At 53.5% G+C, this 19,510-nt stretch carries 19 protein-coding genes and 5 tRNA genes; 16 read left to right on the top strand and 8 right to left on the bottom strand.

Annotated elements, in window-relative coordinates:
• The first annotated feature begins 3 nt into the window (after nt 1–3).
• From tolR to pnuC, 12 genes are all read left to right on the top strand, one after another.
• On the top strand, nt 4–432 hold the full coding sequence (gene tolR / locus AB4K05_RS04470) for a colicin uptake protein TolR (RefSeq protein ID WP_368478810.1): 429 nt from the start codon (nt 4–6) through the stop codon (nt 430–432).
• Nucleotides 433–525: 93 nt separating this feature from the next.
• Nucleotides 526–1,812 carry a cell envelope integrity protein TolA gene (gene tolA / locus AB4K05_RS04465; RefSeq protein WP_368478809.1) on the top strand — a complete coding sequence of 429 codons (1,287 nt, stop codon included), beginning with the start codon at nt 526–528 and terminating at the stop codon, nt 1,810–1,812.
• 127 nt (nt 1,813–1,939) lie between these two features.
• Nucleotides 1,940–3,232 (top strand): Tol-Pal system beta propeller repeat protein TolB, encoded by a 1,293-nt coding sequence (gene tolB / locus AB4K05_RS04460; protein ID WP_368479159.1) that lies wholly within the window; start codon nt 1,940–1,942, stop codon nt 3,230–3,232.
• A gap of 38 nt (nt 3,233–3,270) precedes the next feature.
• Nucleotides 3,271–3,792 carry a peptidoglycan-associated lipoprotein Pal gene (gene pal / locus AB4K05_RS04455; RefSeq protein ID WP_061283404.1) on the top strand — a complete coding sequence of 174 codons (522 nt, stop codon included), beginning with the start codon at nt 3,271–3,273 and terminating at the stop codon, nt 3,790–3,792.
• A 9-nt stretch (nt 3,793–3,801) separates the two neighbouring features.
• Nucleotides 3,802–4,596: a cell division protein CpoB gene (cpoB, locus tag AB4K05_RS04450; protein ID WP_368478808.1), complete on the top strand. Its 795-nt coding sequence runs from the start codon at nt 3,802–3,804 to the stop codon at nt 4,594–4,596.
• A gap of 165 nt (nt 4,597–4,761) precedes the next feature.
• Nucleotides 4,762–4,837, top strand: a tRNA-Lys gene (locus AB4K05_RS04445).
• 55 nt (nt 4,838–4,892) lie between these two features.
• Nucleotides 4,893–4,968, top strand: a tRNA-Val gene (locus AB4K05_RS04440).
• 3 nt (nt 4,969–4,971) lie between these two features.
• Nucleotides 4,972–5,047: transfer RNA gene (locus tag AB4K05_RS04435), tRNA-Lys, on the top strand.
• A gap of 46 nt (nt 5,048–5,093) precedes the next feature.
• Nucleotides 5,094–5,169 (top strand) — tRNA-Lys (locus tag AB4K05_RS04430).
• Between the two features lie 35 nt (nt 5,170–5,204).
• Nucleotides 5,205–5,280, top strand: a tRNA-Lys gene (locus AB4K05_RS04425).
• Nucleotides 5,281–5,524: 244 nt separating this feature from the next.
• Complete coding sequence (gene nadA, locus AB4K05_RS04420; protein ID WP_368479158.1) at nt 5,525–6,568, top strand: quinolinate synthase NadA; 1,044 nt, start codon at nt 5,525–5,527, stop codon at nt 6,566–6,568.
• A 23-nt stretch (nt 6,569–6,591) separates the two neighbouring features.
• Entirely contained in the window at nt 6,592–7,311 is a 720-nt protein-coding gene (gene pnuC / locus AB4K05_RS04415) for a nicotinamide riboside transporter PnuC (RefSeq protein ID WP_368478807.1), read from the top strand.
• Here pnuC and zitB read toward each other — a convergent pair.
• Nucleotides 7,308–8,252 carry a CDF family zinc transporter ZitB gene (zitB, locus tag AB4K05_RS04410; RefSeq protein ID WP_368478806.1) on the bottom strand — a complete coding sequence of 315 codons (945 nt, stop codon included), beginning with the start codon at nt 8,250–8,252 and terminating at the stop codon, nt 7,308–7,310. The genes pnuC and zitB overlap by 4 nt on opposite strands.
• A gap of 333 nt (nt 8,253–8,585) precedes the next feature.
• On the opposite strand from zitB, the gene aroG reads away from it, so the two are divergent.
• On the top strand, nt 8,586–9,638 hold the full coding sequence (gene aroG, locus AB4K05_RS04405; RefSeq protein WP_368478805.1) for a 3-deoxy-7-phosphoheptulonate synthase AroG: 1,053 nt from the start codon (nt 8,586–8,588) through the stop codon (nt 9,636–9,638).
• A gap of 82 nt (nt 9,639–9,720) precedes the next feature.
• Here aroG and gpmA read toward each other — a convergent pair whose 3' ends face one another.
• The 7 genes from gpmA to modE form a co-directional block, all read right to left on the bottom strand.
• Nucleotides 9,721–10,473 (bottom strand): 2,3-diphosphoglycerate-dependent phosphoglycerate mutase, encoded by a 753-nt coding sequence (gene gpmA, locus AB4K05_RS04400; RefSeq protein ID WP_368478804.1) that lies wholly within the window; start codon nt 10,471–10,473, stop codon nt 9,721–9,723.
• Nucleotides 10,474–10,727: 254 nt separating this feature from the next.
• Nucleotides 10,728–11,768: a galactose-1-epimerase gene (gene galM / locus AB4K05_RS04395; protein ID WP_368478803.1), complete on the bottom strand. Its 1,041-nt coding sequence runs from the start codon at nt 11,766–11,768 to the stop codon at nt 10,728–10,730.
• A complete protein-coding gene (galK, locus tag AB4K05_RS04390) occupies nt 11,762–12,910 on the bottom strand; it encodes a galactokinase (RefSeq protein WP_368478802.1) in 1,149 nt (382 codons plus the stop codon). Before galK ends, galM begins: the two co-directional genes overlap by 7 nt.
• A 2-nt stretch (nt 12,911–12,912) precedes the next feature.
• On the bottom strand, nt 12,913–13,959 hold the full coding sequence (galT, locus tag AB4K05_RS04385; protein ID WP_368478801.1) for a galactose-1-phosphate uridylyltransferase: 1,047 nt from the start codon (nt 13,957–13,959) through the stop codon (nt 12,913–12,915).
• A 10-nt stretch (nt 13,960–13,969) separates the two neighbouring features.
• Complete coding sequence (gene galE / locus AB4K05_RS04380) at nt 13,970–14,986, bottom strand: UDP-glucose 4-epimerase GalE (RefSeq protein ID WP_368478800.1); 1,017 nt, start codon at nt 14,984–14,986, stop codon at nt 13,970–13,972.
• Between the two features lie 271 nt (nt 14,987–15,257).
• Nucleotides 15,258–16,733 (bottom strand): molybdate ABC transporter ATP-binding protein ModF, encoded by a 1,476-nt coding sequence (gene modF / locus AB4K05_RS04375; protein WP_368478799.1) that lies wholly within the window; start codon nt 16,731–16,733, stop codon nt 15,258–15,260.
• A gap of 67 nt (nt 16,734–16,800) precedes the next feature.
• Entirely contained in the window at nt 16,801–17,589 is a 789-nt protein-coding gene (gene modE, locus AB4K05_RS04370) for a molybdenum-dependent transcriptional regulator (protein ID WP_368478798.1), read from the bottom strand.
• A gap of 130 nt (nt 17,590–17,719) precedes the next feature.
• Here modE and AB4K05_RS04365 point away from each other — a divergent pair, with 130 nt between their 5' ends.
• The 3 genes from AB4K05_RS04365 to modB all read left to right on the top strand — a co-directional run bounded on the left by AB4K05_RS04365 (nt 17,720) and on the right by modB (nt 19,509).
• Nucleotides 17,720–17,869 (top strand): AcrZ family multidrug efflux pump-associated protein, encoded by a 150-nt coding sequence (locus tag AB4K05_RS04365; RefSeq protein WP_368478797.1) that lies wholly within the window; start codon nt 17,720–17,722, stop codon nt 17,867–17,869.
• 177 nt (nt 17,870–18,046) lie between these two features.
• The gene (gene modA, locus AB4K05_RS04360) at nt 18,047–18,820 is read left to right on the top strand and encodes a molybdate ABC transporter substrate-binding protein (RefSeq protein ID WP_368478796.1); all 774 of its coding nucleotides are present in this window, start codon (nt 18,047–18,049) and stop codon (nt 18,818–18,820) included.
• Nucleotides 18,820–19,509 carry a molybdate ABC transporter permease subunit gene (gene modB, locus AB4K05_RS04355; protein WP_368478795.1) on the top strand — a complete coding sequence of 230 codons (690 nt, stop codon included), beginning with the start codon at nt 18,820–18,822 and terminating at the stop codon, nt 19,507–19,509. The genes modA and modB overlap by 1 nt, the downstream gene beginning before the upstream one ends.
• Nucleotide 19,510 lies beyond the last annotated feature (1 nt).

Genomic DNA, 19,510 nt, shown 5'->3' with positions numbered 1-19,510 from the left:
ACCATGGCCAGAGCACGTGGACGCGGAAAGCGCGAGCTGAAATCCGAAATTAACATCGTTCCGCTGCTGGATGTGTTGCTGGTGCTGTTGCTGATCTTCATGGCGACGGCGCCGATCATTACGCAGAGCGTGGAAGTGGATCTTCCTGATGCCACCGAGTCACAGGCTGTCAGCAGTAATGATGAGCCCCCGGTGATCGTTGAAGTGTCCGGCGTTGGGCAATACAGCGTGAACGTTGGTCCGGAGAAGATGCCGCAGTTGCCACCTGAACAGGTTGTTGCAGAAGCGCAGCGCCGGTTGCAGGCGAATCCGAAGACGGTCTTCTTAATTGGGGGCGCGAAAGACGTGCCTTATGATGAAATAATTAAAGCGCTTAACCTGTTACACAGCGCCGGGGTGAAATCGGTCGGGTTAATGACTCAGCCAATTTAATCGCCGACATGCCGCACAGAAGCGGGCGTAGGTTGGCAACAATCTACGCTGCTGTCTGTAGGGTAATGGGTGAACAGTTTTTGGGAACCGAGAGTGTCAAAGGCAACCGAACAAAACGACAAGCTTAAACGAGCGATAATTATTTCAGCAGTGCTGCACGTCATTCTGTTTGCGGCGCTGATCTGGAGTTCGTTCGACGAGCATATAGACGCTTCAGCCGGCGGCGGTGGTGGTTCGTCCATCGACGCGGTCATGGTCGATCCCGGTGCGGTCGTCGATAACTATAATCGTACTCAGCAGCAGCAGGCCAGTTCAAAGCGCGCGCAAGAGCAGCGTGAAAAACAGGCACAGCAGCAGGCTGAAGAGCTGCGTGAAAAGCAGGCTGCCGAGCAGGAACGTTTGAAAGCGTTGGAAAAAGAGCGTTTGCAGGCTCAGGATGCGGCGAAGCAGGCGCAGGAGCAGCAAAAACAAGCTGAAGAAGCGGCGGCGAAAGCCGCGGCAGATGCCAAAGTGAAAGCGGACGCGCAGGCTAAAGAGGCGGCGGAAGCCGCGAAGAAAGCTGCAGCAGACGCCAAAGCAAAAGCAGATGCACAGGCTAAAGTCGCAGCAGACGCGGCGAAGAAAGCGGCCGCGGATGCACAGAAAAAAGCTGAAGCAGAAGCGGCGAAAGCCGCAGCAGACGCCAAAAAAGTTGCCGAAGCTGCCGCTGCAAAAGCTGCTGCGGACGCCGAGAAAAAAGCGACAGCTGAGGCTGCGAAAAAGGCCGCAGCGGAAAAAGCCGCGGCTGATAAAGCTGCCGCTGCCGCAGAGAAAGCTGAAGCCGCTAAGGCAGCTGCTGCCGAAAAAGCCGCAGCCGAAAAAGCGGCCGCTGCTGAAAAGGCTGCTGCAGACAAGAAAGCCGCCGCTGATAAAGCTGCTGCCGATAAGAAAGCTGCAGCTGCTGCGGCGAAGAAAGCGGCTGCTGCGGAAAAAGCTGCGGCTGCTTCCGGTGTTGATGACCTGCTGGGCGATCTCAGTTCAGGTAAGAATGCACCGAAAAGTGGCGGTGGTGCGAAAGGTAGTGGTCAGCCAGCGAAAGATAGTGGTACAAGCGGTGCAAATGGCGGTGCGTCAGGTGCAGACGTCAGCGCTTATGCCACGCAAATTCGTAATGCTATCCAAAGCCGTCTCTACGGCGCAGATATGTTTGCGGGCAAAACCTGTGTACTGCACATCAAGCTTGCGTCAGATGGTTTGCTGTTGGATGTGACAGAGGAGGGGGGAGACCCTGCTTTGTGTCAGGCCGCACTGACCGCCGCGAAAACGGCCAAACTTCCTAAACCGCCAAGCCAGGCTGTTTATGAAAAAATTAAAGATGCCAAACTGGATTTCAAACTGTAATGAATTCCCCGAATATTCGGGGAAAACAGTCTAAGGCCGTGGCAGCATTGTGGTAGTTTTGTATATTTTAGTTTGTTAACATTCTGCTAAATTATCGTGGGCTTTCCGCCTGGATAAGGGAGAAATGATGAAGCAGGCATTACGAGTCGCATTTGGTTTTCTAATGCTGTGGGCAGTGGTGCTGCACGCAGAAGTTCGTATCGAGATCACCCAAGGGGTGGACTCAGCGCGTCCGATTGGTGTAGTTCCGTTCCAGTGGGCTGGGCCGGGTGCTGCGCCTGAAGATATTGGCGGCATTGTTGGCGCCGACCTGCGTAACAGCGGGAAATTTAACCCATTAGACCGCTCTCGTCTGCCACAGCAGCCGGGTACCGCTCAGGAAGTTCAGCCAGCAGCTTGGTCTGCACTGGGCATTGACACGGTGGTTGTTGGCCAGGTAACCCCTAATGCCGATGGCAGCTATAATGTGTCTTATCAGCTGGTTGATACCGGCGCAGCACCGGGTACCGTGCTGGCGCAGAACACTTATAAAGTGAACAAGCAGTGGCTGCGTTATGCCGGCCATACTGCCAGTGACGAAGTGTTTGAGAAGCTGACCAGCATTAAAGGTGCGTTCCGTACGCGTATTGCCTACGTGGTGCAGACCAACGGCGGTCAGTTCCCGTATGAGTTGCGTGTATCGGATTACGACGGCTACAACCAGTTCGTGGTTCACCGTTCTCCGCAGCCGCTGATGTCTCCGGCGTGGTCTCCAGACGGTTCTAAACTGGCTTATGTGACCTTCGAAAGCGGTCGTTCTGCATTGGTTATCCAGACTCTGGCTAACGGTGCGGTGCGTCAGGTGGCTTCGTTCCCACGTCACAACGGTGCACCGGCGTTTTCTCCGGATGGCAGCAAACTGGCGTTTGCCCTGTCTAAAACCGGTAGCCTGAACCTGTATGTAATGGATATTGGTTCCGGCCAGATCCGTCAGGTCACCGATGGTCGTAGCAACAACACCGAACCAACTTGGTTCCCGGACAGCCAGAATCTGGCCTTTACCTCTGACCAGGCCGGTCGTCCGCAGGTGTATAAAGTGAATGTCAACGGCGGTGCTCCGCAGCGTATTACCTGGGAAGGTTCGCAGAACCAGGACTCTGATGTGAGCAGCGACGGTAAGTTTATGGTAATGGTTAGCTCAAATAATGGGCAGCAACACATTGCTAAGCAGGATCTGGTAGCGGGTGGCGTACAAGTATTGTCGTCAACGTTCCTGGACGAAACGCCAAGTCTGGCACCTAACGGCACTATGGTAATCTACAGCTCTTCTCAGGGGATGGGATCCGTGCTGAATCTGGTTTCTACAGATGGGCGTTTCAAAGCGCGTCTTCCGGCAACTGATGGACAGGTCAAATTCCCTGCCTGGTCGCCGTATCTGTAATAATAATTAATGAATTGATTACTAAAGGAATCATAGAAATGCAACTGAACAAAGTGCTGAAAGGGCTGATGATCGCTCTGCCTGTTATGGCAATCGCGGCATGTTCTTCTAACAAGAACGCTAGCAATGACCAGAGCGGCGAAGGCATGCTGGGTGCCGGCACTGGTATGGATGCGAACGGTAACGGCAACATGTCTTCTGAAGAGCAAGCTCGTCTTCAGATGCAGCAGCTGCAGCAGAACAACATCGTTTACTTCGATCTGGACAAGTACGATATCCGTTCTGACTTCGCTGCAATGCTGGATGCACACGCTAACTTCCTGCGTAGCAACCCGTCTTACAAAGTCACCGTAGAAGGTCACGCGGACGAACGTGGTACTCCTGAGTACAACATCTCTCTGGGTGAGCGTCGTGCTAACGCCGTTAAAATGTACCTGCAGGGTAAAGGCGTTTCTGCTGACCAGATCTCCATCGTTTCTTACGGTAAAGAAAAACCTGCAGTACTGGGTCACGACGAAGCGGCTTACTCCAAAAACCGTCGTGCCGTACTGGTTTACTAAGAGAATTGCATGAGCAGTAACTTCAGACATCACCTGTTGAGTCTGTCGTTACTGGTTGGCATAGCGGCCCCTTGGGCCGCTTTTGCTCAGGCGCCAATCAGTAGTGTCGGCTCAGGCTCGGTCGAAGACCGTGTCACTCAACTCGAGCGTATTTCTAATGCTCACAGTCAGCTTTTGACCCAACTCCAGCAGCAACTCTCCGATAATCAGACCGATATTGATGCCCTGCGTGGTCAGATCCAGGAAAGTCAGTATCAGCTGAATCAGGTTGTTGATCGTCAAAAACAGATCTTGCTGCAAATTGACAGCCTTAGCGGCAGTAGCAGCGGTGCGCAGACGCAGCAAGCTTCGGGTGACCAAAGCAATGCGGCGGCAGCAGCAGCGCCTGCAGGCGGCGATACGGCATCTTCAGGCGTGCCTGCGCAGACGGGCGATGCGAATACCGACTACAACGCAGCGATTGCGTTGGTGAAGGATAACGCTCGCCAGGATGACGCGATTGCAGCATTCCAAAACTTCGTCAAAAAGTACCCTGAATCAACTTATCAGCCAAATGCAAATTATTGGCTGGGGCAGTTGAATTACAACAAGGGTAAAAAAGATGATGCGGCGTTTTATTTTGCATCGGTAGTGAAAAACTATCCGAAGTCGCCAAAGGCGGCGGACGCGATGTTTAAGGTCGGGGTTATCATGCAGGACAAAGGGGATACCGCAAAAGCGAAAGCGGTTTACCAGCAGGTTGTCAGCAAGTACCCAGGTACCGACGGTGCGAAACAGGCGCAAAAACGTCTTAGCGGATTGTAATGCGTAAAGTAAGACCAGAAATCGTGTTATTTCTGGTCTTGCCGCATGAAACATAAGCAGTTAAGCGATCTTTGTCGAAATTTTTGTTGCGCTGAATTCTGAATTCAGTAATATATGCCGCCGTTGCCAAGGGATATCAAACAGCCTGAAAGCGGCGAAAATAGTGGGGCGTTAGCTCAGTTGGTAGAGCAGTTGACTTTTAATCAATTGGTCGCAGGTTCGAATCCTGCACGCCCCACCATCTACTTCGGTAGAGCGTGGTGTAAACCACGAAAAGCAGTATCCAGCGCAGTATCGGGTGATTAGCTCAGCTGGGAGAGCACCTCCCTTACAAGGAGGGGGTCGGCGGTTCGATCCCGTCATCACCCACCACTCGGGGCGTTAGCTCAGTTGGTAGAGCAGTTGACTTTTAATCAATTGGTCGCAGGTTCGAATCCTGCACGCCCCACCATCTTAATGGTGGTTCCGAGTAAAAATCTTTCAGGCAGCACCCTTATGGGGCGTTAGCTCAGTTGGTAGAGCAGTTGACTTTTAATCAATTGGTCGCAGGTTCGAATCCTGCACGCCCCACCATCCTGAAAGAGTAAAGTTGTAAAACCCCATATTTGGGGGCGTTAGCTCAGTTGGTAGAGCAGTTGACTTTTAATCAATTGGTCGCAGGTTCGAATCCTGCACGCCCCACCAGTGTAGAAAGGCGCCCTAAAGGCGCCTTTTTGCTATCCGCGATTTAGAAACTCAATTCACTAAACATATCTTTAAGCGTCCCTGTAACTCATCACGGGCGAGTCCAACGAACGCTCAAAATTCATCACGACTTTTCTGACGTAATCCGCTATCTTGTTTAGCATATAAAACATAAAAGCGCGGTTGTGGCAGACCATAGCCTGAATACCGCTTATTTCGTTAAGCCAGTAAAACGAGAAGCATGATGAGCGTGATGTTTGATCCAGAAGCAGCGATTTACCCATTTCCGCCGAAGCCAATGCCGTTAACTCACGATGAGAAACAATTTTATCGTGAAAAAATCAAACGCTTACTCAAAGAGCGTAATGCGGTTATGGTCGCGCACTATTATACCGACCCTGAGATCCAGCAACTGGCGGAAGAGACCGGTGGCTGTATCTCTGACTCGTTGGAGATGGCGCGTTTTGGCGCAAAACATGCGGCCTCAACGCTGCTTGTTGCGGGTGTGCGTTTTATGGGCGAGACGGCAAAAATCCTGAGCCCGGAAAAAACGATTCTAATGCCAACGCTGAATGCGGAATGTTCGCTGGATCTCGGCTGTCCAATCGACGCGTTTAACGCTTTCTGCGATGCGCATCCGGATCGCACCGTGGTGGTTTACGCCAACACCTCTGCAGCAGTAAAAGCGCGCGCTGATTGGGTGGTAACTTCGAGCATCGCCGTCGAGCTAATTGAACATCTTGATAGTTTGGGTGAGAAAATCATCTGGGCGCCGGATCGTCACTTGGGCCGCTATGTGCAAAAACAAACCGGTGCCGATGTCCTGTGTTGGCAAGGCGCGTGTATCGTTCATGACGAGTTTAAAACCCAGGCGTTGAGCCGGATGAAGTCGCTCTATCCGCAGGCGGCGGTGCTGGTACATCCAGAATCACCGCAGGCTATTGTTGATATGGCCGATGCGGTAGGTTCTACCAGCCAGCTGATTAACGCGGCGAAAACCCTGCCACATCAGCAGCTGATTGTGGCTACCGATCGCGGCATCTTCTACAAAATGCAGCAGGCAGTTCCTGAAAAAGAACTCTTTGAAGCGCCAACCGCTGGGGAAGGGGCAACCTGTCGCACCTGTGCACATTGTCCGTGGATGGCGATGAATGGCCTTAAGGCCATTGCCGAAAGCCTCGAGAACGGTGGCGCGGCGCATGAAATCCATGTCGATGAGCAACTTCGCCAGGGCGCGTTAATACCGTTGAACCGTATGCTTGATTTTGCGGCTACACTTCGAGGGTAACCGTCTAACATGCTGGAGTTGAAATGGATTTTTTAAGTACGCAAAACATTCTGGTGCACATCCCAATAGGCGCAGGTGGGTATGACTTGTCATGGATTGAAGCGATAGGCACCATCGCGGGTCTGCTGTGTATCTGGCTGGCAAGCCTTGAGAAGATCGTTAACTATCTTTTCGGGCTGATTAACGTCACGCTGTTTGCCATTATCTTTTTCCAGATCCAGCTCTACGCTAGCCTGCTACTGCAGGTTTTCTTCTTCGCTGCCAACATTTATGGCTGGTACGCGTGGTCACGGCAAACCGGTCATCATGAAGCGGAACTGCAGATCCGTTGGCTCCCGCTGCCGAAAGCGTTAGCCTGGCTGGCAGCCTGCGTTATTGCGATTGGCCTGATGTCTGTTTATATCGACCCGGTATTTGCCGTGCTGACTCGTGTGGCGGTGGACGTAATGCAGGGATTGGGGATGAACGTGACGATGCCCGCCTTGCAGCCGGACGCATTCCCATTCTGGGACTCCTGCATGATGGTGTTGTCGATTGCGGCGATGATCCTGATGACGCGAAAATACGTTGAGAATTGGCTGCTGTGGGTGGTCATCAATGTGATTAGCGTGGCTATTTTCACTTTGCAGGGTGTCTATGCCATGGCGCTGGAATACCTGATCCTGACCTTTATCGCCCTGAACGGCAGCCGTATGTGGATGAATAGCGCGCGTGAGCGCGGCTCTCGCGCGCTATCTCATTAATGATGGTGATGATGCCCATGCTCGGAATGTGCCTCGTTAAGGTGGCATTCCGGGCCGCTACAGGGTTGGTATTCCATCTGTACCGTTGCATGGTCAATCTGGTACTGCTGTTCAAGAAAATGGTGGATCCTTCCCAGCAAGGCGTCATGATCGTGCGGTGGCACCACCTGCACGTGCAGCGTCATCAACGGTTTCTCGCCAACTAACCATACATGCACATGATGGACATCGCGCACTTCCGGTAGCGTACGGCGCATATTGCGTTTTAATGCAGCGACATCCATGGACTTCGGCGCGCCTTCAAGCAGCTCATTGAGACTCTCTTTTAGCAGCCCCCACGCGCTTCGCAGAACCAGACAAGAAACCAGCACCGACAAAATCGGGTCAATAGGCGTCCAGCCGGTAGTCATGATAACGACCGCCGCGATAATCGCCCCTACCGAGCCGAGCAGATCGCCCATCACATGCAGCGCAGCTGCACGCACGTTCAGGTTTTTTTCCTCACTGCCACGATGCAAGATCCAGAATGCCAAAATATTCGCCAGCAGCCCGGCGACGGCAATCACCATCATGGTCGCTCCTGCTACCGGCTGTGGGGTATAGAAACGCTTCACCGCTTCCCAGACAATCAAAATGATGATGAACAGCAGGGCAATAGCGTTAACGAAGGCGGCAAGGGTGGTAAGACGTAACCAGCCAAAAGTGTGCCGTCCACTTGGAGGACGCCGGGCAAAATGCACTGCCAGCAGGGCGAATAGTAGGGCGGCAGAGTCCGTTAACATGTGCCCGGCATCGGCGAGCAGCGCGAGCGAACCGGATACAACCCCGCCGATGGCTTCAATGACCATGAAACCAGCCGTAACGCCGAAAGCCAGCAGCAAGCGGCGGCCATTACCATCATCAGGTACGGAATGCGCGTGTGGATCCTGCTTGTGCTTCATGAGCCTTATCCTTCGTTTTTTTGAACGTGACTATCTGACATCATTGCAGATCTTTGCTTTTTACGCACAGAAATAGATGCACCGCATTGCCGGGCAAAATAACGTCGACTTGGCTTTGTTAGGTTGATATATATTGTTTTTAGCGTTGTTTGTAGTTCTATATTTTAATTTTTGGTGGGTTTACGGTTATTTATTGATATTAAATTCTATTTTGTGGGGTTTTTCCAGTAATAACCCGGCTAAAGTGTAAAAGTCAGTTTACACTTTTTGGCTGACGATATAGATTTAAGGGATTGCACTCAATTGTATAAGTATGGCAACACTGGAACAGTCATGAATTATCAGAACGACGATTTACGTATTAAAGAGATCAACGAGTTATTACCTCCTGTAGCACTCCTTGAAAAATTCCCCGCCACTGAAAACGCTGCAAATACCGTTTCTCAAGCGCGCAAGGCTGTTCATCAGATCCTGAAAGGGGAAGATGATCGCCTGCTGGTCGTGATTGGCCCATGTTCTATTCACGATCCGATAGCGGCTAAAGAATACGCACAGCGTTTGCTGAAGATCCGTGAGGAACTGAACGGCGAGCTGGAAATTGTCATGCGTGTCTATTTTGAAAAACCACGCACGACCGTTGGCTGGAAAGGGCTTATCAACGATCCTCACATGGATAACAGCTTCCAGATTAACGACGGCCTGCGTATTGCGCGTAAGCTGCTGCTGGATATCAACGATACCGGCCTGCCGGCGGCGGGTGAGTTCCTTGATATGATAGCCCCGCAGTATCTGGCCGACCTGATGAGCTGGGGCGCCATTGGTGCGCGTACCACTGAATCACAGGTTCATCGCGAGCTGGCTTCCGGTCTTTCCTGCCCGGTGGGCTTCAAGAACGGTACCGACGGCACGATTAAAGTGGCTATCGATGCCATTAACGCCGCTGGTGCGCCGCACTGTTTCCTGTCGGTGACCAAATGGGGTCATTCGGCGATTGTGAACACCAGCGGCAACGGTGACTGCCATATCATTCTGCGCGGCGGCAAAGAGCCAAACTACAGCGCCTCCCATGTGGCGGCGGTGAAAGAAGGTCTAGCAAAAGCGGGCCTACCGGCGCAAATCATGATCGACTTCAGCCACGCTAACTCCAGCAAGCAGTATAAAAAGCAGATGGAAGTTGGGGCGGACGTATGCCAGCAGGTAGCCAACGGCGAGAAAGCGATTATGGGTGTGATGATTGAAAGTCATCTGGTGGAAGGTAACCAAAACCCAGATAGCGGCGAACCGCTGGTTTACGGTAAGAGCATCACCGATGCCTGCATTAACTGGGATGATACCGATACTATCCTGCGCCAGCTGGCGAATGCGGTGAAAGCGCGTCGCGGTTAATCCGCCGAGTTTTTCATTCCCCTCAGAAATAAAAAAAAGCGTGGAAATATCCACGCTTTTTCTTTTCTTACCCAGTGCGAAATTACTTCGCTTTACCCTGGTTTGCTACCGCTGCGGCTTTAGCTGCGATTTCGTCAGCATTGCCCAGATAGTAATGTTTGATAGGTTTGAAGTTCTCATCGAACTCATATACCAGCGGTACGCCGGTAGGGATGTTCAGTTCGAGGATTTCATCTTCGCCCATGTTGTCGAGGAATTTCACCAGCGCACGCAGGGAGTTACCGTGAGCGGCAACGATAACGCGCTCACCGCTTTTCAGGCGTGGCAGAATGGTTTCGTTCCAGTAAGGCACAACACGTTCGATGGTCAGCGCCAGGCTTTCGGTGGTTGGCAGCTCTTTATCGGTCAGTTTCGCGTAGCGCGGGTCGTGGCCTGGGAAACGCTCGTCGTCTTTAGTCAGCTCTGGCGGGGTAACCGCAAAGCCGCGACGCCATTGTTTAACCTGCTCATCACCGTATTTTTCAGCGGTTTCCGCTTTGTTCAGACCCTGCAGCGCACCGTAGTGACGCTCGTTCAGTTTCCAGGACTTCTCAACCGGCAGCCAGGCCTGATCCAGTTCATCCAGCACGTTCCACAATGTGTGGATGGCACGTTTCAGCACAGAGGTATAAGCAAAATCAAAGCTGAAGCCTTCAGCCTTCAGCAGTTTACCCGCCGCTTTTGCTTCGCTAACGCCTTTCTCAGACAGATCAACATCGTACCAACCGGTGAAACGGTTTTCGTTGTTCCACTGACTTTCACCGTGACGAACCAGTACCAGCTTAGTTACAGCCATACTCTCACTCCTCAAGCTTTATTGAATGATAACAATTCTCATTATATTGCCGTGATTGCCTCAGCAGCAACGCTTATGCATAACCATAGCGAAAATAGTCTCTCAGTGTAAGGCGCATGTGAACTCAGCGTTATTATTTTGTCTGCGTGTGGCGTTAATTTCAGCGATATGGATAAAAGAACGGCAGGCTTGCCCGATAGATGGTAGAGAAAAGCCGGCCGGGTAAGCGTTAGCGCCACCCGGCAAATGCACTGTTACAGAGCGGTAAACTGATATTCCGTCAGACTCACGTACTCCTCACCCGGACGCAGGACGCAGTCCGGCTGTGGCCATTCCGGATGATTGGGGCTATCCGGCAGGAATTCACTCTCCAGCGCCAGCCCTTGCCATGCGGTATACGGCTCGGCGGTACGAGACAAGGTGCCGTCTAGAAAGTTACCCGAGTAAAACTGAATCGCCGGAGCCGAGGTGTAGACCGCCATCTGCAGCTTTTTATCCTGCGACCAAACATTGGCGACGACTTTGCTGGCATCGCCTTGCGCCTGCAACAGGAAAGCATGGTCGTAGCCTTTGACCTTTTGCTGGTCGCTGTCGCTTAAAAAATCCTGCGCGATGGTTTTCGGCTGGCGGAAATCGAAGCTGGTGCTCGCGACATCCTTCAGACCTTCATGCGGAATACCGCTGGAGTCCACCGGCAGATAGGTATCTGCCATCAGCTGCAGCGTATGGTTACGCACGTCGGTCTGCGCGCCATCCAGATTGAAGTAGACGTGGTTAGTCAGGTTCACCGGACAGGCTTTATCGACCGTCGCCCGGTACTCAATCGAAATGCGGTTATCGTCGGTCAGACGATAGGTCGCCGTCGCCAGAAGCGTACCGGGGAAGCCCTGATCGCCATCTTTAGAGGTGAGGGTAAACACCACTTCGTTTGGGGTTTGCGAGGCAATAGCCCAACGGCGTTTATCAAACCCTTCCGGGCCGCCGTGTAGTTGGTGTTCGCCTTGGCTTGGGGCAACGTTGAACGTTGTTCCATCCACCGTGAAACGGCTGTGCGCAATACGGTTAGCGTAGCGACCAATAGATGCCCCAAGGAAGGCAGCCTGTTTACTGTATTGTTCAGGCGAAGCGCAGCCCAGCAGCGCTTCACGTACGCTCCCGTCTTGCAGCGGGATACGCGCGGACAGCAGCGTCGCGCCCCAGTCCATTAAGGTCACCACAACGTGGTTGGCGTTGCGTAATGTAATCAGTTGATACGGCTGACCGTCGGCGGCCAGCGTTGATGATTGACTTAGCACTGGCCGGCTCCTTGTGATGGTTTGCACACGTAGAACGTCTCTTTGATACCGGTTTTAGCTTCATACTGCTCGGCAACCGCCTGCTGCACCGCCGGAACCAGTGCTTCTGGGATCAGTGCGACAATACAGCCGCCAAAACCGCCGCCGGTCATGCGCACGCCGCCTTTCTCACCGATGGTTGCTTTCACGATCTCAACGAGGGTATCAATTTGCGGCACGGTAATTTCGAAATCATCGCGCATAGAGGCGTGAGATTCTGCCATCAGTTGGCCCATACGCAGCAGGTCGCCTTTCTCCAGTGCGGATGCCGCTTCCACGGTACGCGCGTTTTCAGTCAGCACGTGGCGCACGCGTTTGGCAACGATAGGGTCCAGTTCGTGGGCAACGGCATTGAACTGCTCAATGGAGACATCACGCAGCGCGGGCTGCTGGAAGAAACGTGCACCGGTTTCGCACTGCTCGCGGCGAGTGTTGTACTCGCTGCCGACCAAGGTGCGTTTAAAGTTACTGTTGATAATCACCACCGCGACGCCTTCCGGCATGGAGACGGCTTTGGTGCCTAATGAACGGCAGTCGATCAACAGCGCATGGTCTTTCTTACCCAGCGCTGAAATCAGCTGATCCATAATGCCGCAGTTACAGCCGACGAACTGGTTTTCCGCTTCCTGGCCGTTTAACGCAATCTGTGCGCCATCCAGCGGCAGTTGATACAGCTGCTGGAACACGGTACCAACGGCGACTTCCAGCGATGCAGAGGAGCTTAATCCAGCGCCCTGCGGCACGTTGCCACTGACAACAAGATCTGCGCCACCAAACGCGCTATTACGTTTTTGCAGGTGCTTCACCACGCCACGCACGTAGTTTGACCACTGCTGGGTGTCATGCGCGACGATAGGGGCGTCGAGGGAAAATTCGTCAATCTGATTGTCGTAATCGGCGGCAATGACGCGAACCAAGCGGTCAGTACGCGGTGAACAGCTGATCACGGTTTGGTAGTCGATAGCACAAGGCAGCACAAAACCATCGTTATAGTCGGTGTGCTCGCCAATCAGGTTTACGCGGCCCGGAGCCTGAATCACATGGGTAGCAGGGTAGCCAAACTTTTCGGCAAACAGGGTTTGTGTTTTATCTTTCAGACTCATTGTTATTCTCCGGATTCGCGAAAATGGATGTCGCTGACCGCGCGCAGGCGCTCGGCCGCTTGTTCTGCCGTCAGGTCACGCTGGGTCTCTGCCAGCATTTCGTACCCAACCATGAACTTACGCACGGTGGCGGAACGCAGCAGCGGCGGATAGAAGTGCGCATGCAGCTGCCAGTGTTGGTTGTCTTCACCGTTGAACGGCGCGCCGTGCCAGCCCATTGAGTAGGGGAATGAGCACTGGAACAGGTTGTCGTAACGGCTGGTTAATTTCTTCAGTGCCAGCGCCAAATCATCGCGCTGGGCGTCGGTCAAGTCGGTAATACGCAGCACGTGGGCTTTCGGCAGCAGCAGCGTTTCAAACGGCCAAGCCGCCCAGTAAGGCACTACGGCTAGCCAATGCTCGGTTTCTACGACGGTACGGCTGCCATCGGCAAGCTCACGCGTCACATAGTCCATCAGCATCGGTGTTTTATGCTCGCCGTAATACTCGCGCATCAGGCGGTCTTCGCGGTCAATCTCGTTAGGCAAGAAGCTGTTTGCCCAGACCTGGCCGTGCGGATGCGGGTTCGAGCAACCCATCGCAGCGCCTTTGTTTTCAAAGACCTGCACCCACGGGTATTTTTGGCCGAGCTCGGCGGTTTGCTCCTGCCAGGTTTTCACCACGGATTGCAGGGCATCGAGGCTTAGCTCCGGCAACGTTTTGCTGTGGTCTGGCGAGAAGCAAATAACCCGGCTGGTGCCGCGCGCACTTTGGCAGCGCATGAGCGGATCGTTGCTTTCCGGCGCGTCCGGCGTGTCGGTCATCAGCGCGGCAAAATCGTTGGTAAAGACATAAGTGCTGGTGTAGTCGGGATTTTTATCACCCGTCACCCGAGTATTACCCGGGCATAAGAAGCAATCCGGATCGTGCGCGGGCAGCGTTTGTTTTGCTGGTGTCTCTTGTGCCCCTTGCCATGGGCGCTTTGCACGATGCGGTGAAACAAGGATCCACTGGCCGGTTAATGGGTTAAAACGGCGATGTGGATGGTCGACGGGGTTAAATTGTGTCATCACAAAATCCTTAGTCTGGATAGCCCTGAGGGTGACGGGACTGCCAGTTCCAGGTGTCCTGCGCCATCTCATCAAGATTACGAGTTACGTGCCAATTCAGCTCTTTATCGGCCTTGGTGGCATCGGCCCAATAGGCCGGGAGATCGCCATCGCGACGTGGCGCGAAGTGGTGGTTAATCGGCTTACCGCAGGCTTTGCTGAACGCGTTGACCACATCAAGCACGCTGCTGCCCACGCCTGCGCCGAGGTTGTAAATATGAACCCCTGCTTTATTCGCCAGCTTTTCCATCGCCGCAACGTGTCCATCGGCCAGGTCCATCACGTGGATGTAGTCGCGTACGCCGGTGCCATCTGGAGTAGGGTAGTCGTTGCCAAAAATTGCCAGCGATTCACGGCGGCCAACGGCGACCTGGGCGATATAAGGCATCAGGTTATTTGGGATGCCCTGCGGATCTTCGCCCATATCACCGGACTGATGTGCGCCAACCGGGTTGAAGTAACGCAGCAGGGCGATGCTCCACTCTGGCTGTGCTTTTTGCAGGTCGGTAAGAATTTGCTCCACCATCAGTTTGCTTTTGCCGTATGGGCTTTGCGGGGTACCGGTTGGGAAGCTTTCAACGTAAGGGATTTTTGGCTGGTCGCCATAGACGGTTGCCGAAGAGCTGAAAATGAAGTTTTTGACGTTGGCGGCGCGCATGGCGGCAATCAGACGCAAAGTACCGTTGACGTTGTTGTCATAATATTCCAGCGGTTTTTGGACGGACTCACCTACCGCTTTCAAGCCGGCGAAGTGGATCACCGCCTCAATGGCGTGATCGCGCAGAATCTCGGTCATCAGCGCTTCGTTACGGATATCGCCTTCAACAAACGTCGCCTGCTTACCCGCCAGACGACCAATAACCGGCAGTACGCTGCGTTTACTGTTGCACAGGTTGTCGAGGATGATGACGTCGTGACCTTGTTGCAGCAACTGTACGCATGTGTGGCTTCCTATGTAACCGCTACCACCTGTAACCAGTACTTTCATTTTGAGCTCCGTTAAGCTTATGGCATGGAATAACCTTAGCATAACAGAGAAGCCAAAAGTGTGACATGGGCTAAATTAGTGGTATCGTTTACACAAGAGGAAATGACGGACGATACGAGCGAAAAACTATTCTAAATCATGCGAGTATTGTTTTGATGTGCAGGAAATCTGAAAAATCCTGATGGCGCTGTGCTTATCAGGCCTACCAACGACGTCATCGGATGTAGGCCGGATAAGGCGCGTGCGCCGCCATCCGGCACTGACTCAGTGGTTAGATGCTTCGCGGGCCAATCTCATAGCGATAGCCTTCGCCGTCCGCCACGAACTCTAGGCGATGAGTAATGCACTCCGGCGCATCTTCCGCATGGTGTGAAACAAACAGCAGCTGCGTTTTCCCTTCACTAATCAGCACGTCGATAAAGCGGCGTACGACCTGGCGATTAAGCGGGTCCAGCCCCTGTAGCGGTTCATCAAGAATCAGCAGCGTCGGATGTTTCACCAACGCGCGGACGATCAGCGCCAGACGCTGTTGCCCCCACGACAGTCCGTGGAACGGAGCATTGGCAGTACGGGTATCCATCCCAAGGATATGCAGCCATTCATCGACCAGTTTACGCTGTTTATCGGACACCGCCTGATAAATGCCAATAGAGTCGAAGTAGCCGGAAAGGATAACGTTGCGCACGGTGGTGCTCACCCGGTAATCCAGATGCAGGCTGCTACTCACGTAGCCGATATGCTTTTTGATATCCCAGATGGTTTCACCGCTGCCGCGACGGCGGCCAAAGAGCGTCAGATCGTTACTATAGCCCTGCGGATGGTCGCCGGTGACAAGGCTTAGCAGCGTGGATTTCCCCGCACCGTTCGGGCCGACAATCTGCCAGTGTTCACCAGGGGCTACCGTCCAGCTCAGGTGATTGATAATCGGACGATCGTTATACGAAATCACGCCATCATTGAGGACGATACGAGGTTCGTTCTCGGGAAGAGAAAGCCGCGCCGATGGGGCGTCAGGTTCCGGTAAGGCCATACCCGAGAGCCTTTCGCTATGGGCGAGCTGGGCGATTAGCGTCTGTGCCAGTAGAGCTTTTTTCTCACCGATCTCCGTCAGCGTACAGTCCGCCAACACCCCAGCAAACGGCACAAAGTCAGGGATATCATCGAAGCGGTTGAGTACGAGTACCAGCGTATAGCCCGCTTCATGTAGGGTAGCCAGATGTTCCGCCAGCTGTTGCCGCGATGCAACATCAAGGCCATCAAACGGTTCATCAAGGATAAGCAGATCGGGCTGCGCCATCAGCGCTTGGCAAAGTAAGGTTTTGCGGGTTTCGCCGGTGGAAAGGTATTTAAATCGCCGATCCAGCAGATGGCCGATGCCAAATTGTGCAGCAAGCGTCGCGCACAGCGCTGGGTCTTTCACTTCGTCTTGAATAATTTGTGCTGTGGTTCTCCCCGTATCATCTTCGCCGGGGCTGAGCAGGTCGGTATTGTTGCGCTGCCATTCATCGCTAACCAGCTTTTGTAGCTGTTCGAAGGAGAGGCGAGTGATACGCGAGAATTGGCATTCGCGGCTGCCGGAAAGTAAGGAAAGCTCGCCGGAGAGCGCTCGTGCGAGTGCGGATTTGCCGCTACCGTTGCTGCCGACAAAGGCCCAGCTTTCGCCAGCACGCAGCGTTAATTGCTCAATTTTTAATGTTTTTGTGTCGCTTAGACGAAACGTGCCTTGCGAAATTTGCAATGATGACATGATGTATCCCATTTTTTGCAGCGATATGCATCAGGGATACGTCCTCAGGCGCGCAATGTCAATGCCATCAGCACAACGTGGCAACAATGATGCGATCGGCGTTAAAGAATGCTATGACATCAGCGCCTTCTTCCAGCGTTTCGGCATCAAGCAGCGGCAGGGTCGCGCAAAGAGTTTGCCCATCCGGCAGCGCCATCAGCACTTCGCACTGTTCGTCACCGCGCTGAATATGGCTAATGCGGCAGGCAAGCTGGTTGTCGGCTTCGGCGGCGATTGCCGGATCGCGCGTCACGTTGACCCACGGCGCTTTCAGCAGAACCAGTACCTCTTTACCTTCATCGAGCCCCAGGCGCTCGCCGCTCTGGGCGGTGATGGCCACTTTCAGACGCGTGCTGCCGTCAGCCAGAAGAATATCCACATGCTGCTGTACCTGCTGGTGGTCGCGTTGCGTGACGGTACCAAACCATTGGTTACGGGCGCTGGTTTGCAGTGAGAAGCGAGAGATGGCGGCCAACAGGCTGTCCAGCGGCAGCGCATCGTCGTCACTCAACACATCGAAAGCCTTTTGCTGAATTTGCGCCAGCAGATCGTAGAGCTGAATAAGCCGCTGACCGTAGCGGGTGAGCACCGCGCCGCCGCCGCCTTTACCGCCGGTGGCGCGATCGACCAGCGACTGCTCGCTGAGCTGATTCATTTCGTTGATGGCGTCCCAGGCGCTCTTATAGCTGATGCCCGCATTTTTAGCTCCCTGGCTGATAGAACCCGTTTGTGCTATTTGTTTGAGGAGAGAAATGCGGCGCGGATCGGCGAACAGACGCTGTTGCAGCTTGAGAGTAAGAAGGATTTCGGCCTGCATAAGAGTATCCTGGCAAGAAAAAGGGTATTTTGACCCAAATGGACGCATACGCAAAGCGCACCGCACAAAAGGGAGTGTATTTCTGCGTTATCCGGTTACAATAGCCGCATCACAATGTCTGGAGTAAGCCATGTTAGAGCTGTTGAAAAGTCTGGTATTTGCCGTAATCATGGTGCCCGTAGTGATGGCTGTCATCCTAGGGTTGATTTACGGTCTGGGGGAAGTGTTCAACATTTTCTCCGGCGTCGGTCACAAAGATCGCAGCCAGCAAAATCACTGATTCCCCCTAAAACGCCCGCATTAGTCGGGCGTTTTACTATTAAGCATTTCACACTTCTGCCGATAACCTCCTGTAATTAACGTATTCAATCTTGTATCTGTAATGCATTAATGCCTGAAAACCCCTATACTCTGCGCTGTATTTTTATATATACAACGGTACTCACAGGAGTTTCAAATGACAGGTTCATGGTTACGTTTGTTTGCAGGGGCAACATTGACGCTTTCCGTTGCGGGTCACGCGCTGGCGGATGAAGCAAAAATTACCGTTTTTGCTGCCGCATCGCTGACTAACGCGATGCAGGATATTGCGAAAGAGTATAAAAAAGAGAAGAACGTTGACGTGGTGTCCTCTTTTGCTTCGTCTTCTACGCTGGCACGCCAGATTGAAGCGGGCGCACCGGCCGATCTGTTTATCTCTGCTGACCAGAAATGGATGGACTACGCGGTTGATAAGAAAGCTATCGATACCGCGACCCGTGCCACTTTGCTGGGTAACAGCCTCGTCGTCGTTGCGCCGAAAGCCAGCGAGCAGGGCGATATCACCATTGATGCGAAAACCAACTGGACCAGTCTGCTGAAAGGCGGCCGCCTCGCGGTTGGCGATCCGGACCACGTGCCGGCCGGCATTTATGCGAAAGAAGCGCTGCAAAAGCTGGGCGCATGGGAAACGCTGTCACCGAAACTGGCACCTGCAGAGGATGTCCGTGGTGCACTGGCGCTGGTTGAGCGCAACGAAGCACCGTTGGGTATTGTTTACGGCTCTGACGCAGTGGCCAGCAAAGGTGTTAAAGTCGTCGGCACCTTCCCGGAAGATTCTCACAAGAAGGTGGAGTATCCGATTGCCATTACCGATGGCCACAAAAATGCAACCGTCTCGGCGTTTTATGACTACCTGAAAGGGCCGCAGGCGTCTGAAATATTTAAACGTTACGGATTCACAACTCGCTAATGATATTGTCCGATCCCGAATGGCAGGCGGTTCTGCTGAGCCTAAAAGTGTCATCCCTGGCCGTGGTATTCAGCCTGCCGTTTGGGATCTTCTTTGCCTGGTTGCTGGTGCGCCGCAACTTCCCCGGCAAGGCTTTACTCGATGGTCTTATCCATCTACCGCTGGTGTTACCACCGGTGGTGGTCGGTTATCTGTTGCTGATTTCGATGGGGCGACGAGGTTTCATCGGCAGTTGGCTGTATGACTGGTTTGGCCTGACCTTTGCCTTTAGCTGGCGCGGTGCGGTGCTCGCAGCGGCGGTAATGTCGTTCCCGCTGATGGTCAGGGCGATTCGTCTGGCGCTGGAAGGCGTAGACATCAAGCTTGAACAGGCCGCTCGCACGCTGGGTGCCGGGCGCTGGCGGGTATTTTGCACTATCACGCTGCCGCTGATGTTGCCCGGTATTATCGTCGGCACGGTGCTGGCGTTTGCTCGTTCGCTGGGCGAATTTGGCGCCACCATTACGTTTGTTTCTAATATTCCCGGCGAAACCCGCACCATTCCCTCGGCGATGTACACGCTCATTCAGACTCCGGGCGGCGAAAGCGCAGCGGCGCGTCTGTGCCTGATCTCCATCGTATTGGCGCTGATTTCACTGATGATTTCTGAATGGCTTGCGCGTATTAGCCGCCAACGGATAGGGGCGTAAC

The sequence above is a fragment of the Kluyvera sp. STS39-E genome (genome assembly GCF_040932435.1).
Taxonomy (GTDB): domain Bacteria; phylum Pseudomonadota; class Gammaproteobacteria; order Enterobacterales; family Enterobacteriaceae; genus Kluyvera.
This window is presented reverse-complemented; position numbering and strand designations above follow the sequence as displayed.

Excerpts from the sequence above, each read along its gene's own strand:
- galK (WP_368478802.1), bottom strand. The coding sequence starts at position 12,910 with ATGAGTCTGAAAGATAAAACACAAACCCTGTTTGCCGAAAAGTTTGGC.
- pnuC (WP_368478807.1), top strand. The coding sequence starts at position 6,592 with ATGGATTTTTTAAGTACGCAAAACATTCTGGTGCACATCCCAATAGGC.
- cpoB (WP_368478808.1), top strand. The coding sequence starts at position 3,802 with ATGAGCAGTAACTTCAGACATCACCTGTTGAGTCTGTCGTTACTGGTT.
- zitB (WP_368478806.1), bottom strand. The coding sequence starts at position 8,252 with ATGAAGCACAAGCAGGATCCACACGCGCATTCCGTACCTGATGATGGT.
- gpmA (WP_368478804.1), bottom strand. The coding sequence starts at position 10,473 with ATGGCTGTAACTAAGCTGGTACTGGTTCGTCACGGTGAAAGTCAGTGG.
- galT (WP_368478801.1), bottom strand. The coding sequence starts at position 13,959 with ATGACACAATTTAACCCCGTCGACCATCCACATCGCCGTTTTAACCCA.
- pal (WP_061283404.1), top strand. The coding sequence starts at position 3,271 with ATGCAACTGAACAAAGTGCTGAAAGGGCTGATGATCGCTCTGCCTGTT.
- modB (WP_368478795.1), top strand. The coding sequence starts at position 18,820 with ATGATATTGTCCGATCCCGAATGGCAGGCGGTTCTGCTGAGCCTAAAA.
- AB4K05_RS04365 (WP_368478797.1), top strand. The coding sequence starts at position 17,720 with ATGTTAGAGCTGTTGAAAAGTCTGGTATTTGCCGTAATCATGGTGCCC.
- modE (WP_368478798.1), bottom strand. The coding sequence starts at position 17,589 with ATGCAGGCCGAAATCCTTCTTACTCTCAAGCTGCAACAGCGTCTGTTC.
- tolB (WP_368479159.1), top strand. The coding sequence starts at position 1,940 with ATGAAGCAGGCATTACGAGTCGCATTTGGTTTTCTAATGCTGTGGGCA.
- nadA (WP_368479158.1), top strand. The coding sequence starts at position 5,525 with ATGAGCGTGATGTTTGATCCAGAAGCAGCGATTTACCCATTTCCGCCG.
- modF (WP_368478799.1), bottom strand. The coding sequence starts at position 16,733 with ATGTCATCATTGCAAATTTCGCAAGGCACGTTTCGTCTAAGCGACACA.
- galE (WP_368478800.1), bottom strand. The coding sequence starts at position 14,986 with ATGAAAGTACTGGTTACAGGTGGTAGCGGTTACATAGGAAGCCACACA.
- modA (WP_368478796.1), top strand. The coding sequence starts at position 18,047 with ATGACAGGTTCATGGTTACGTTTGTTTGCAGGGGCAACATTGACGCTT.
- tolR (WP_368478810.1), top strand. The coding sequence starts at position 4 with ATGGCCAGAGCACGTGGACGCGGAAAGCGCGAGCTGAAATCCGAAATT.
- aroG (WP_368478805.1), top strand. The coding sequence starts at position 8,586 with ATGAATTATCAGAACGACGATTTACGTATTAAAGAGATCAACGAGTTA.